Annotated in this window: 9 protein-coding genes and 1 tRNA gene; 2 read left to right on the top strand and 8 right to left on the bottom strand. The window is 49.3% G+C overall.

Going from position 1 to position 11,828, the window contains the following annotated elements:
- From QET40_RS11575 to QET40_RS11555, 5 genes are read right to left on the bottom strand one after another with little or no spacing between them, the layout of a single operon-like run.
- Window positions 1-873 (bottom strand): DUF58 domain-containing protein, encoded by an 873-nt coding sequence (locus QET40_RS11575; protein ID WP_280127329.1) that lies wholly within the window; start codon window positions 871-873, stop codon window positions 1-3.
- Complete coding sequence (locus QET40_RS11570) at window positions 870-2,318, bottom strand: hypothetical protein (protein ID WP_280127328.1); 1,449 nt, start codon at window positions 2,316-2,318, stop codon at window positions 870-872. Before QET40_RS11570 ends, QET40_RS11575 begins: the two co-directional genes overlap by 4 nt.
- Window positions 2,315-3,331, bottom strand: coding sequence for an ABC transporter ATP-binding protein (locus QET40_RS11565; RefSeq protein ID WP_280127327.1), 1,017 nt, complete (start codon window positions 3,329-3,331; stop codon window positions 2,315-2,317). The genes QET40_RS11570 and QET40_RS11565 overlap by 4 nt, the downstream gene beginning before the upstream one ends.
- Before the next feature lie 5 nt (window positions 3,332-3,336).
- On the bottom strand, window positions 3,337-5,001 hold the full coding sequence (locus QET40_RS11560; protein WP_280127326.1) for a hypothetical protein: 1,665 nt from the start codon (window positions 4,999-5,001) through the stop codon (window positions 3,337-3,339).
- 35 nt (window positions 5,002-5,036) lie between these two features.
- Window positions 5,037-6,062 carry a MoxR family ATPase gene (locus tag QET40_RS11555; RefSeq protein WP_280127325.1) on the bottom strand — a complete coding sequence of 342 codons (1,026 nt, stop codon included), beginning with the start codon at window positions 6,060-6,062 and terminating at the stop codon, window positions 5,037-5,039.
- A gap of 150 nt (window positions 6,063-6,212) precedes the next feature.
- Here QET40_RS11555 and QET40_RS11550 point away from each other — a divergent pair.
- Window positions 6,213-6,287: transfer RNA gene (locus QET40_RS11550), tRNA-Gln, on the top strand.
- 1,290 nt (window positions 6,288-7,577) lie between these two features.
- On the opposite strand, the gene QET40_RS11545 is transcribed toward QET40_RS11550, so the two are convergent.
- The 3 genes from QET40_RS11545 to QET40_RS11535 are packed head-to-tail and all read right to left on the bottom strand — an operon-like array spanning window position 7,578 to window position 10,969.
- The gene (locus QET40_RS11545; protein WP_280127324.1) at window positions 7,578-8,540 is read right to left on the bottom strand and encodes a sugar phosphate isomerase/epimerase; all 963 of its coding nucleotides are present in this window, start codon (window positions 8,538-8,540) and stop codon (window positions 7,578-7,580) included.
- Window positions 8,541-8,571: 31 nt separating this feature from the next.
- Window positions 8,572-9,432: a DUF1080 domain-containing protein gene (locus QET40_RS11540; protein WP_280127323.1), complete on the bottom strand. Its 861-nt coding sequence runs from the start codon at window positions 9,430-9,432 to the stop codon at window positions 8,572-8,574.
- A 49-nt stretch (window positions 9,433-9,481) separates the two neighbouring features.
- On the bottom strand, window positions 9,482-10,969 hold the full coding sequence (locus QET40_RS11535) for a Gfo/Idh/MocA family oxidoreductase (RefSeq protein ID WP_280127322.1): 1,488 nt from the start codon (window positions 10,967-10,969) through the stop codon (window positions 9,482-9,484).
- Between the two features lie 200 nt (window positions 10,970-11,169).
- On the opposite strand from QET40_RS11535, the gene QET40_RS11530 reads away from it, so the two are divergent.
- Window positions 11,170-11,466, top strand: a complete 297-nt coding sequence (locus QET40_RS11530; RefSeq protein WP_280127321.1) for a KH domain-containing protein — start codon at window positions 11,170-11,172, stop codon at window positions 11,464-11,466.
- The last annotated feature ends 362 nt before the right edge of the window (window positions 11,467-11,828 follow it).

Genomic DNA, 11,828 nt, shown 5'->3' with positions numbered 1-11,828 from the left:
TTAACGCATTTCGACGGTTTCCTGTTTGAGGGCATCGCCGCACAGGGCATTGCTCAGGGAGCCTTCCGCCGGGATTCTGGCCATTGATGCGGAGAAGCGGCGGCAGGTTTCCCGCCAGAGGGAAAAGTGGCGTTCGTAGGCGCGTTCATATTTCGCCGCCAGCGAGGGGGTGATTCGCTGGATTCGGGTCTGGCCGGTTTCACAGTTTTTCAGACGGATGTTGCCGATGTGATTGAATGCTGCTTCTTCCGCGAGGGCGGGAGCCAGGATGACGGATGTACCTCCACCGGCATTCATGGCTCCAAGCAGGGTGATGGGGTCACCCGGATAAAGAAGGTCCGAAATCAGGACTTTCATACCGTCTCCCTTCCAGACGGGAATGACTGGCATCGTTTCATCGGCGCCCAGGCCATGTATGAGTTCTTTCCAGGAACCGGAGCGGACGGCATCGATTTCCAGCGGGATAATGCGGTTGCCGCAGACGGCATGGAAGCGGACGGGGGAACCGTTGCCGAGGGCGGATTCGAGGCAGAAGAGCAAAAGGGATTCTGTGCGAATGGCTTTGGTTTCGGTCATGAACATTGAGGGCGAGGCATCTAGGACAATTTCTACAATGGGGGATACTTCCGCCCGGTACAACTTCATGGTGAGTTGCCCGGTTCTGGCGTAGGCTGCCCAGTGGATGGCCCGGGGATCGTCGCCCCACTGATAGTCGCGATGATCCTGGAAGTCGATGGAACTGCCCGTATCGTTACCTTTCCAGCCACCTTGACGCCCCTGCCACGACTGGCGGGAGAAGGGCAGGCTGAAGCGCCGGGAGGCGTGGACGGCTTCCCGGTAGGCTTCGGCGGATGTATTGTCGGGCTCGGTCATGGTTCGGTAGGATGACCCTCGGATTTTTTATGGAGTGCCGCTGCGATTGCCGATCCCTTCTTCCATACCCGGAACCAGGGTTGGGTGAGGTAGATCAGCCAGAGGGCGGCAAAAACGGACGAGAGGATACTGGACCATATGATGAGAATGGATTCGCTGCCGGTTCCGGCGTCCTTCAGCAAGACGATGACGCTGCCGTTGGGGATCAGTGCGGTCAGGAAGTCAGCCTTCATCATGGTGAAAATGCCGCATATTCCCAGGAAGATGTAGAAGAGGATAACATAAATGATGGGAGTGGCTATCCCGAGTTTTTTCTGGAACGGATACAGGAGCAATGCCGGTACGATGGTAGAGTACCAGGCTGCAAGAGTCAGGAAGAAGAACATGATTTTGGGCATCTTCTCAAAATCTTCCGGTAACAGGAAAGAGGCGGCGGTGGAGTAGAGGAAGAAAACCAGCAGGGTGAATGCCGCAGCGGAGGGAAGGCCGGGCATGAAGAAAATCTTCCGGATCAGACTGAATCGTTTTTTCGAAGCATTAATGATATGGATGGGTAAAAACGTTGTCGGTGTCGTTAGTTCCAGAATGACGATCAGGGTGACGAAAAACGAGATGAAAACGATTTGGAAAGGAATGAGGTTTTCCCAGGATGAATTCATCGTCAGCACGCATGAGGGGATGATGGACAGCAGGGGGAGACAGCGGAGCAAGGTCGCGGTGTTGATGGAAGGTGGGGAAAGCCAGCGCGCCGACAACAACAGGAATCCGGCGATGAGGATAATACTGTCCGTTACCATGATGGTCAGCGTGGCTGGTACGTCCAGAGCGTCAATAAGCCTGGCGGTCTCCATAGGCACGAAGAAGGAAGAGAGTAACGTGATGGAGAAAATACCGGTTCCCAGTGAAAAAAGCGCCCTCAGGATGATGGGCATGCCGGATATCCAGATGGCTCCCGCCGTCAGGATGGAACAGGCAAGATAGGTACAAAACAGAAGGAACAAGTCGTTGGCCAGGCTGATCTGGCCTCCGAAGTAGCGAATGATGGCAAAGGGCAGGAGGGAACAGATGATCAGGGCTGCCAATGCCATGTAGGCAACCCACTTTCCCCAAACCGTGCGGCGTGGAGTCAGCCGTGTGAGCATGATCAGGTCTCCGCTTTTGTCTGCGATGTCGACCCGCATGGAACCGAGAGCCCAGTTGGGGACGAGAATGGTCATACAGAGAACGAGGATACCCCAGAACCAGTTGTTGAGGCTGCTCTGGCCGATGATCGTATCACCGTCTGGCGTGTGGATAAGGCTGAGCAGGAATATGATGGCGAGAGAACAGGGGACAATCGTCAGCATGTTCATAAAGGCCGGGGTTCGCATGCACTGGCGCAGTTCTTTGACCAGAGCCGGAGGAATCCAGAGGGGGAAGTCGCGGGAAGAAAAGATGGTATTCATATGGCGGAGGAAGGTGGGGTATTCGTCTGGACTTCGGAGGGAGTGGAAAGCATAGCTGCTTCGGTAGCAGGCTGTTGTTTCAGAATGTCGACAAAGGCTTCTTCCAGCCTCCGTTCACATTGGCGGAATCCGCAGACGGGAATGTCCTTGACCATCTCCCGGAGCTCGGCGGCGATGGCGTCCGGAGAATTGCTATGGAAGGAGGCGAGGGCTCCCTTCTTCCGTTGTTCCCGGAATTTCCAGCCGGGACGGAGGGAAAGCCACATGGAGAGCTTGTCCGTATCAGCGTCGGCAAGTTCGATTTCGAATGGCCATCCGCTTTGCTCATCATGCGTATGGAGCAGATCTTCCTTGTTGCCGTCATGGATGATGGTTCCTGCATCCATGAAGATGAGCGAATCGCACATTTCTCCGAGTTCGGAAAGGATGTGAGAGCTGATGAGAATGGTTTTTCCCATGTCCTTCAGCAAATGGACAAGGTTTTTGAATTCGAGGCGGGCTTTGGGATCCAATCCAGCGGCCGGTTCGTCGAGAATCAGCAATTCGGGTTTGCTGATAAGCGTGCGGGCAAGGCACAGACGTTGTGTCTGGCCCTTGGATAGCTTGTCGACCATGCGGTCGAGCAGACTTCCCAGTTCCGTGAAGTTGATAACGTCTTCCAGGGCATTGCCGATTTTATCCGAGGGAATGTCGTAGGCTCTGGCGAAAAAGTCGATGTATTCCAGGACGCTGGTGTTTTTATACGGGACGAATGCATCCGGCATCCAGCCGATGAGACTGCGTACTTTTTCCGGGTAATCGACAGCGTTGGTTCCATTGATGATGATTTCTCCGGAGTCGGGGAAGTCCAACGTAGCCAGCATGCGCATGGTGGTTGTCTTGCCGGCGCCGTTGGCGCCGATGAGGCCGATGACTTTGCCTCGCTCCAGCTGGAAGGAAATGTTGTCAACCGCCTTGAGCTTCCCGAATGAACGGGAGAGATTTCGGACGGTAAGCAAAGGGGAAGAAGTCATGCTTGTCAGCGGGTTGTGGAAGGTTGGATGGAGACGGGTCCGGTAACCTGGATTGTATCCTGGTTCCAATGGATATCCGGGTGCGAAGGGATGGGACCGAGTTTATCATTCTTCTCGGCATCGGCTAAGAAGGTGTTTTCCTGCATGTCCTTGTACTGCTGGTTCGGCTTTTCCACGGGTTGGGCCGAAACCTTGGTTCCGGTAGGAAGATTGGGTATCTTCCAGAATTGACCGTGTTCATCCCTGAAAATCACGTTGCTGAGGCTGGTTGGGAATGTGCTTAGCAGAACGGGAGCTCCGTCTCTGCTCTCAGGCAGAAGAGTCACTCTGGCGCGTGTTTGAGTGAAAGTGCCGAGGCTTTGCTTGAGCATGGACCGGTCCGGGAACCAATTGCCGGATGCCGTGCTTCTGTTGCGTACATAATTCCCCTCATGTTCCATGCCCATGGAAGTCTCGGTGATATTGGTGATACGAGATGATTTCATGTCGACTTTTTCATCCAGGGGAAAAGACTGTCCGATGATGACCCCGGTCCGGCAGATTTGGTTCTGGCAGATGAAAGCGGAATGCGAATCGGGGAAGAGGAGAATCCGGGTTTTCCGGATGCCTTGCCCGCCTATTCCCTCGGAGAACAGGATAGCGACTGCCAGGATGGACGAAAAGACGAGTGCCAGAGAAGGGATGATGACGAACAGCCTTTGCCGTTTGCCTACGGGTGCCCAGTATTTCAAGCTGACCGGCCCGGCAAGGAGAGCGAAAACAAAAAGAAGGAAGCCAAGAAACATGGAGGGTTCTCCGAGCTTGTAAGCCAGAGCTTCCTGATTGGTGATCGTTGGCTGGCAATTGGGCATTTTTTGCAGATTTTTACGGGTGTCTTTAATGAGTGTGTCGAGGAAGTCCTTCCGTTCCTTCAAGGAAAGTTCTTCAATGTCGGGAAGATGGAGGATCCTGCCGAATTGATGGTTTTGGATGGGCTTTTTCAGATTCTTGTCATTGGTGACCAGCCAGAGAACGCCACCTGTGGCAACCCAGTCCAGGATGGCTTGCCGATGGGGGGTATCAATACGGTTGGTAAAAGTTTCCTCCGGGACGATAAGGATTTCCTTACTGGTGTAGACCCGCGGGTCGGCAGGCCAGTCCATGATCGAGAAGGAGGCGTTCCAATTGCCATTGTCCTTGATCGCGTCTTCGAAGGACGTTGCCTGCTTGGCCGGGAGGGATTTTTCTCCGATGTAGGAGTATTCTTCCCGGGTACGCCAGCCTGGGTTGTCCGTCAGAGAGATGGAGGAGGCTGCTTTACGTTCGATGGCAGTGCCCTCCCAGCTTGTCCTGATATCGCGGTAATCTTCTCCCAGGTTCTGGTTGAGGTAGATGATTTCCCGGAGAGTGCCTCCGGGAGGGACGGAAAATCGGTACGGCAGTTGTGTTTTGCTAAAGATAGATACCTCCCAATTCCCTTGATAGGGGGTGGAATTGGAGATTTCGATGAGCACCGGCATGAACCCATTGCCGTTCCATTCGTCGAAGGCGGGTGTCATCTGGATGGTGATCCCGCTGTTTTTAGCCGTCGGGATGGGGATGGTTTTAGCGTCGGAAACCAGGGCAAGGGCCAGGGTACACAATGTGCACAGCAGGAAGGCGCCTCGGCGGAGTAATGCCGGAGTATTCATGAAGGGGGGGAGAGAAGGATGATCGGAGAAAGGGATTATTTGACTTTGGCCGCGCTCAGGGAATCGGGAAGCGATTTTTCCTGGGCGGGGATTTCCTCAAGAATCCTGTCGACAATATCGGAGGGAGTAGTTCCTTCCAGACGAACCATGTGGTTGAGCAGGATGCGATGTTCCAGGACAGGATGGAGTACATACTGGACATCCTCAAACGAGCAGAAGGATCTTCCCTGACTTAGAGCCCGGGCCTTGCCCGCTGATGCGAGGGCGAGGGCGGCGCGGGGGCTCGAGCCGTATTTGACGCCTTGGGAAGCTTTCGATTCTCCGGGATGGGTTGCATTGACAAGACGGCCGATGTAGTTGGCAACGACTTCCGGAATGCCGATGCGTGAAACAAGGTCCATGAGCTGGAGGAGGGTTTCGGCATCCAGAACGGATTTTACAGTCGGTTCGACTCCGATTTCTCGATTCAGGACGATTTTGGCAAGGACATCGGCCGGGTTGCGGTCCACGCGGATCTTGAACAGGAAACGGTCGAGCTGCGCTTCCGGTAACGGGTAAGTGCCTTCCAGTTCAATCGGGTTTTGCGTGGCGAGGACGAAAAAGGGGTTGGGAAGGGAATGGGTTTCTCCCATGACGGTGACGCGGCGTTCCTGCATAGCCTCCAGAAGGGAGGACTGCGTCTTGGGGGAGGCTCGGTTGATTTCATCAGCCAGAAGAATATTGGTAAAGACTGGTCCGGGTTGGAAGACGAAATCCCTTTTGCCATCCTGTTCTTGCAGGATGGGATTGCCGGTGATATCGCCCGGCAGAAGGTCCGGGGTGAATTGCACGCGCCGGGCCGTGATGCCGAGGGCTTTGGAGAGGCCTTTGACCAATTCCGTTTTTCCCAGCCCCGGCAGGCCTTCCAAAAGGATGTGGCCACGGGCGAGAACGCCGATGATTGTCAGATTGATGAGCTCTTCCTTTCCGTACAAAACCTGATTCAGTTCTGCGGCAAGTGCCTGGAGTCGGGTGACGGCCAGGGAGAGTTCATCTTGGGTGGGAAAGGATGGTTCAGTCATAGAAACTCAAATAAGTTATTCTATAGAAATATTCCGGAAAATCTACAAGTCAAATCAAGTCGGCAAAGGGAAATATTTTTTCCTCCCCGCATCAATTTTCTCTTTACTTGCCCGGAACCCGGTGATAGAAGAACCCCCGTTACAGCAAAAAGGCCTGTGGTGTAATTGGCAACACGACGGATTCTGGCTCCGTTGTTTCAGGTTCGAGTCCTGGCAGGCCTACCAAAAACTTTCAAAGGAGCCTCCCGGCTGGGACGGCTCCTTTTGCGTTAGGGGTTGATGGTATTGGAGTTGGGGGTGGATTGCTGGGGGGAGGGCGAGATGGACTCATCCATCGATTCTGACGTAGAGCCTGGCTTTGCAGAATTATTTACTGTTACGCTTCTTGGAGAGGTACTTCTCTATAAGCTATCTGAAGAGGTGGAGCAGCCTTGATATTTAGCGATTAGCAGCAAGGTAAATCTGACTTCAACTTTATTGATGAAGTCGGCTTTCCCTGAATAATGGGTAGTAGATAGATAGGGGGGAACTCAAGCATGGAGGGCATACGACGCGGCGTGGAGGACTGTGTTTATCAAGGCAAGACGATTCAAATGTCCGGTTTTTAGAAGCGTCTTCAGACAAAAGATTGGAGATCTCAGAGGGAAAAACGCAGCAGTGAAACCCAGCATCAACATATTGACCAACAATTCAGTAAAGGAATTTCCAACTTCTGGCAGACAGATTCCACGTCATCCGCCTGGACGTTGAGAAATTCATGGAGTTCTTCCAGAAAAGAAAGGATGAGATCAAATGGACTCGTCAATCAAGTGACATGCATTCTTCGTAAGCATGGAAAGAATGTCACAGAACGCCAGGCGAAGGAACTGAAGAGGTGTCTTGAAGCGTATGAAGTGATTGAATCAGCCTACATGTTCAAGAAGAGTTCTGTAAGCTTTTAAACAAGACGGATCAGGCTCAGGAATCCTGCAAGAGAAACATCCGTCATCTTAAGGGACTGATAGCCATCTTGTGGTACGAGGTATCCGAGAAGTTTGTGAAATTGGCTGATAACTTAAGTGATTGGTTCCTGCCGATCATACGCATGTGGGGGATATACAAAAATAATGGAATAACGAAAAGTTACCAATGGAAAATGAAACTGATTCAGAGAAGAACCTATGGATAACGAAACTTTGGAACTATCGTCTCCGAGGTCTTGTTGAATGCTCTTGTTATAGCTTTAAAAATAACGATTTTCTCCCATTTTGATATTGATTCAAAATACTTAAATGAACTCAAAAAATGAAATATTAAATATGATCTTTCGGGTGATAATGCTTATTTGTTGATATATAAATATATTTACTATTTGTTGTGTCAAGTAGTTTCTGTAAGGCTACAAGATAAGAAAAATCATATGCAAATAAGATTGACTATATATATCTAAAGATGCTTTCGCGATCAGATATTTGAATTGTTTGATTTTTGTGCGAAAAGTCTTGAAATCGAGTTATTTAAACAATCAAAAACAGGTTATTTTTTGGATGAAGAAATGCCGTAATGTTCTTTGACCAGGGGACATTCTTGCAAATAGTTTAAACTTTGTTTGATTCCATGAAAAGAGTTCTGGCTAAAGTGTTCCTGTTCGACGATCAGGTACTTTGTCCCGGCTGTATCGGTGTTACGGAAAATGGCATCAAATCCCACCATTCCACTTTGTCCTATTTCTCGTTTGTCCTTGATGTGCAACAGTTCAAAACGCCCTTTGTACTTGTGAAAATAATCAACGGGGCTTTGTTGAGCAATGACCATCCAATAGACATCCATTTGGAAAAAAACGTATTTTGGGTCAGTATGTTCAATCATGTAATCATACATCAATTGTCCTTCAACTTTAGAAAATTCGTGGGAATGATTGTGGTATCCGAACGAAAGTCCCCTTTCCCTGCATTTTTTTCCTATTTCATTGAAGTAGTTACAGTAAGTTTGCAAATCTTTCAATGTATTGGGAACGGATAGCCATGGGACGATGATGTAGGTAATACCTGCTGTTTTGTGGTCGTCAATACAGGCGTTCCACCATTTCAACGATTCTCTGAAATCTCCAGACTGTAATTCATTTCTGCTCAATTCTTTTCCTACATGTGAAGATAAAGGACGAAGTCCTACTTCTTTAAGATTTTTTTTGAAGTCCTCCGGAGTCAGGCCGTAGAATTTTCCATCTCTATAATTAGCAGCTTCCACCATTGTGTACCCCGTTTCCCTGACTTGTTGAATAGTATGTTTGTAATCCTTTTGCAGGTCATGCCTGACGCTGTAAAGTTGCAGAGCAATATTTTTTTGAGGAAGGGCATTGACTTCTGCGAAGACTTGTTGTCGGTCGAAACAAAGCGCTGAGAACAGGATACACATAATTCCTGAAAGAAATGCTTTTTTTGAGTTCATTTTTTGACGAAAGTGCATAAATGGCCTGTGTTCGTAGTCAAAACGGAACACAGGCCATGGTTGTTAGAGTGAATGCCGAATCTTAGTCGAGGACTTTGATCTTGATGTTTCTGTACCAGACATCGTCTCCATGGTCTTGGAGGCCGATGTAGCCTTCTTTGGTCTCTCCCCCGCAATTGTTTAACAATTCAAAAGCCAACGGCCATTTCGACTTGCTGAACTTGCTGGCCTGCAACATGTCTGTCCATTGTTGAGTCCAAAGGTGATATTCTAGGACATTTTCGTCGTTCTGGGAGTGGACAACTGTTCCTTTGTATACAAGGATTTTGGCCTTGTTCCATTCTCCGGAAGGCTTGGCATTCTGAGGATTGGCGGGAATCATGTCGTAAAGCGACATCGACTTTCTGTTGCCTTTCTTGCCTAGTCTTGCATCCGGGTGATTATCATTATCCAAAACCTGTGCTTCTGGGGAAGAAATGTAAATGGGTTCCATTCTCCATGTGTTGGTTTTGGTGTCCTTGGATTGAATTTCTCTTGCCAGATAGAAAATTCCAGAATTGCCTCCCTTGGAAACTTTCCATTCCAATTCAAGTTCGAAATTCTTGAATTTATGGGCAAAAATAAGGTCTCCGCCTTCTTTGGTTTGGGCTTCTCCTCCTCCCGTACCGTTGAATTTGATGGCTCCGTTGTCAATGGTCCACTTGCTGGGAACGGCATCTTTTCCGTATCCTCTCCAACCTTTGAGTGTCTTCCCGTCAAAGATGTGGATGTATCCGTCCTCATCTTTGGCAAATTGACTTAAATCGACGGAAGGCTTTTCCAATTCCTTATATTCAATAGTTTGATTGTCTTCTGTGTTGACCGTTTTGACAGAGGCTTCTTTAGCGTTTAACAGTGAGCCTAATGTCAGACAACTGCTCAATACTGGGATGATGTATTTCATTTCAATAATAGATGATATTGTTGTGTTTCAATGTTTTTTAATCATGCACTTAGTGTGGCATTTCCGGAAGTTTCCATCCGTCACGATAGGTGTGCTTGATCAATTCGTTGGCAAATGCGATGGCATTGACAGGATCCGTCCATTTTTTCGAAAAAGTCGGGTGACCATCTTTGATCTGGAAACCGTCTTCGATAACCGTCCTGATTTTTGCATCGGTAGGGATGTTGGTGAATTTCATGTTTTCGCCGTCCCAGTGTAATTCCTGATTGAGGGCCTGGAGACGTATAGCGAGAACACCCATGACGACCATTTCGTTGAGAGGCCCGGCTTCCGAGAAGGGTGAAGCCGTTTCCGTCCGGTTTGAAGCACTTTCCTTACAAGCTCGAACCCAGTCCATTTCATGAGAAGTGGTGACTTCTCTCAGAACCTTAGGAACATGGGGAACTCTGCCCGATAATAACCACGGATCTTTGCCGTAACATCCGCAAATCAATGTATCTTTCGTTCCGTGAAAGATGACACATCCACCACCATCGTTGAGATCTTTGCCCGAGGGAAATCCTTCGGGCAGGGACGGCCTAAGTCCACCGTCATACCAGACAACTTCGACTTCCGGCATGCTGACTTTGGATAAATTGTCACGAGACGGGAAAATGAACCGGACAGTTTGTGCCTGAGGCGCACAGTCCGTTAGTAACAACGTGGAACTTCCTTGAACTTTGGTGGGGTAACCCAGATGAAGAGCTTTGAAGACAGGGTGTAGAATGTGACAGGCCATGTCTCCCAAAGCACCTGTCCCGAAATCCCACCATCCGCGCCAGTTCCACGGAGTGTATACCGGAGCATAATCTCTGTACGGTGCCGGACCGAGGAATAAATCCCAGTTTAAAGTGTCCGGTACAGGGGAACCTCCTGCGGGACGATTTAATCCCTGAGGCCAAATGGGTCTGTCGGTAAAGGCTTCCACTTTGCGAATTTCACCGATTTCTCCGTTCCAAATCCATTCACATATTTTACGGACACCCGGACCGGAAGCTCCTTGGTTACCCATTTGAGTAGCTACTTTGTATTTTGCGGCTAGTTTGGTGAGTAATCTGGATTCATAAACACTGTGAGTCAATGGCTTTTCACAATAGACGTGTTTACCCATGGTGATGGCTTCTGCAGCCATGATAGCATGGGTGTGGTCTGGTGTTGCGATGACTACCGCATCTGCCTCGTTACCGAGTTCTTCATACATTTTCCGGTAATCGCAGTATTGTTTTGCTTTAGGATAACGCTTGAAGACATGGTTACTGTATTTTTTGTCAACATCACACAGACCAATGATGTTCTGGCTTTCCAATCCGCGGATAACTGCTGATCCACGACCACCGATACCTATCGCAATGATGTTTAGTTTCTCATTGGGTGATTTGGAAACATTTTCCGCTTCTGCCCCGAAACTTGTACCCAATATGGTCGGGATAACCGAGAGTCCCACGGCCGCCTTGCTCCCCGTACTGAGGAAGTGTCGTCTTGATATGTTCGTTTTCATGATTTTACGCTGAAAATTGGTTGCGTACTTATTTGGTACGTTTCGGGGAGGAAAATTCTTACAAGAGAATATTGGGGGTCTATTAGGAACCGTTTTGGTTGGTGAAGCGGCGATAGGTTTGGAACCGGTAAAAAGGAAGTTGCCAAAGGGTGGGATGTTTCTATAATGAAACTGTTGTTGAACCCTTTGTTTGTATTGCTATGAGTCCCGCTGTTGCCCAAATCCGTCAGTATCTTCAATTGGTTGCCATGCAGTTTGTCAAGAATCCGCAAATGGCGGAATTACGCGTGGCCGAGGTGCCGGACAGTAATATTGTCCGTTTCCGCTTGATTTTGGAGAAGTCGGACGTTGCCCGCTTGATTGGCAGGAATGGCATGACTGCTTCGGCGATCCGTTCATTGGCCAAAGCTACCGGAGAGAAAAACGGACTCAAGGTGATTGTGCACATGCTTTCCCATGAGGAAGCCGCGGCGGAAGCTGCCGGCCAGCAGGGGTAAAACGGGTCAACGTTAAAATGAGTGGGAACTGTTATTTTGAGAATATAGCCTGAGTATGCAACGAGTATTAAGAGACGATAGTTAAGTTCATCTCTACTCATTTTGACAAAGAGTTATATCTTATGCTCTGTTAAAAAACCACGCCCGGACAATACCGGGTGTGGTTTGAGAATTCAGTCTTAATGAGGGGAGAAGATTACTTCTTGGACTGAATCACTACCGGAGGAGGAACTGAGGCCGGGGCATTTTGATCCTCGCAGCAGCAGGATGATAGAATGCCGGCCGCGAAAACGGAAAGAACAAGAATGATTGTTGTTTTCATAAACGTGATTGTAAAGAATGAGTGATATTATCTATTCGAA

It is taken from the genome of Akkermansia sp. N21169, assembly GCF_029854675.1.
Classification (GTDB): domain Bacteria; phylum Verrucomicrobiota; class Verrucomicrobiia; order Verrucomicrobiales; family Akkermansiaceae; genus Akkermansia.
Note: the sequence above shows the minus strand (reverse complement) of the source record. Positions and strands in the feature narration are given on the sequence as shown.

What these genes read in the sequence shown, in the direction of transcription:
- QET40_RS11575 (WP_280127329.1), bottom strand. Translation starts at nt 873, where the DNA reads ATGACCGAGCCCGACAATACATCCGCCGAAGCCTACCGGGAAGCCGTC.
- QET40_RS11570 (WP_280127328.1), bottom strand. Translation starts at nt 2,318, where the DNA reads ATGAATACCATCTTTTCTTCCCGCGACTTCCCCCTCTGGATTCCTCCG.
- QET40_RS11565 (WP_280127327.1), bottom strand. Translation starts at nt 3,331, where the DNA reads ATGACTTCTTCCCCTTTGCTTACCGTCCGAAATCTCTCCCGTTCATTC.
- QET40_RS11560 (WP_280127326.1), bottom strand. Translation starts at nt 5,001, where the DNA reads ATGAATACTCCGGCATTACTCCGCCGAGGCGCCTTCCTGCTGTGCACA.
- QET40_RS11555 (WP_280127325.1), bottom strand. Translation starts at nt 6,062, where the DNA reads ATGACTGAACCATCCTTTCCCACCCAAGATGAACTCTCCCTGGCCGTC.
- QET40_RS11540 (WP_280127323.1), bottom strand. Translation starts at nt 9,432, where the DNA reads ATGAAATACATCATCCCAGTATTGAGCAGTTGTCTGACATTAGGCTCA.
- QET40_RS11535 (WP_280127322.1), bottom strand. Translation starts at nt 10,969, where the DNA reads ATGAAAACGAACATATCAAGACGACACTTCCTCAGTACGGGGAGCAAG.
- QET40_RS11530 (WP_280127321.1), top strand. Translation starts at nt 11,170, where the DNA reads ATGAGTCCCGCTGTTGCCCAAATCCGTCAGTATCTTCAATTGGTTGCC.